At 53.9% G+C, this 1648-nt stretch carries 1 rRNA gene; it reads left to right on the top strand.

Annotated features, from left to right (window positions below):
* The first annotated feature begins 95 nt into the window (after window positions 1–95).
* A 16S ribosomal RNA gene (locus tag F3J41_RS23165) occupies window positions 96–1637 on the top strand.
* Window positions 1638–1648 lie beyond the last annotated feature (11 nt).

Below are 1648 nucleotides of genomic sequence, written 5' to 3'. Positions count from 1 at the left end.
TAAAAAATATCAAGTCTTTGCTGAGTGAACACGTAATTCATTACGAAGTTTAATTCACAGAGCATCGCTGCACTCGTTGCAGCAAATCAAACTTTAAATTGAAGAGTTTGATCATGGCTCAGATTGAACGCTGGCGGCAGGCCTAACACATGCAAGTCGAACGGCAGCACAGAAGAGCTTGCTCTTTGGGTGGCGAGTGGCGGACGGGTGAGTAATGTCTGGGAAACTGCCCGATGGAGGGGGATAACTACTGGAAACGGTAGCTAATACCGCATAACGTCGCAAGACCAAAGTGGGGGACCTTCGGGCCTCACACCATCGGATGTGCCCAGATGGGATTAGCTAGTAGGTGGGGTAATGGCTCACCTAGGCGACGATCCCTAGCTGGTCTGAGAGGATGACCAGCCACACTGGAACTGAGACACGGTCCAGACTCCTACGGGAGGCAGCAGTGGGGAATATTGCACAATGGGCGCAAGCCTGATGCAGCCATGCCGCGTGTATGAAGAAGGCCTTCGGGTTGTAAAGTACTTTCAGCGGGGAGGAAGGCGGTGAGGTTAATAACCTTGCCGATTGACGTTACCCGCAGAAGAAGCACCGGCTAACTCCGTGCCAGCAGCCGCGGTAATACGGAGGGTGCAAGCGTTAATCGGAATTACTGGGCGTAAAGCGCACGCAGGCGGTCTGTTAAGTCAGATGTGAAATCCCCGGGCTTAACCTGGGAACTGCATTTGAAACTGGCAGGCTTGAGTCTCGTAGAGGGGGGTAGAATTCCAGGTGTAGCGGTGAAATGCGTAGAGATCTGGAGGAATACCGGTGGCGAAGGCGGCCCCCTGGACGAAGACTGACGCTCAGGTGCGAAAGCGTGGGGAGCAAACAGGATTAGATACCCTGGTAGTCCACGCCGTAAACGATGTCGACTTGGAGGTTGTGCCCTTGAGGCGTGGCTTCCGGAGCTAACGCGTTAAGTCGACCGCCTGGGGAGTACGGCCGCAAGGTTAAAACTCAAATGAATTGACGGGGGCCCGCACAAGCGGTGGAGCATGTGGTTTAATTCGATGCAACGCGAAGAACCTTACCTGGCCTTGACATCCAGAGAACTTAGCAGAGATGCTTTGGTGCCTTCGGGAACTCTGAGACAGGTGCTGCATGGCTGTCGTCAGCTCGTGTTGTGAAATGTTGGGTTAAGTCCCGCAACGAGCGCAACCCTTATCCTTTGTTGCCAGCGGCTCGGCCGGGAACTCAAAGGAGACTGCCGGTGATAAACCGGAGGAAGGTGGGGATGACGTCAAGTCATCATGGCCCTTACGGCCAGGGCTACACACGTGCTACAATGGCGCATACAAAGAGAAGCGACCTCGCGAGAGCAAGCGGACCTCATAAAGTGCGTCGTAGTCCGGATTGGAGTCTGCAACTCGACTCCATGAAGTCGGAATCGCTAGTAATCGTAGATCAGAATGCTACGGTGAATACGTTCCCGGGCCTTGTACACACCGCCCGTCACACCATGGGAGTGGGTTGCAAAAGAAGTAGGTAGCTTAACCTTCGGGAGGGCGCTTACCACTTTGTGATTCATGACTGGGGTGAAGTCGTAACAAGGTAACCGTAGGGGAACCTGCGGTTGGATCACCTCCTTACCTGAAGATAC

The sequence above is a fragment of the Pantoea sp. Ap-870 genome (assembly GCF_011752515.1).
Taxonomy (GTDB): domain Bacteria; phylum Pseudomonadota; class Gammaproteobacteria; order Enterobacterales; family Enterobacteriaceae; genus Pantoea; species Pantoea dispersa.
Note: the sequence above shows the minus strand (reverse complement) of the source record. Positions and strands in the feature narration are given on the sequence as shown.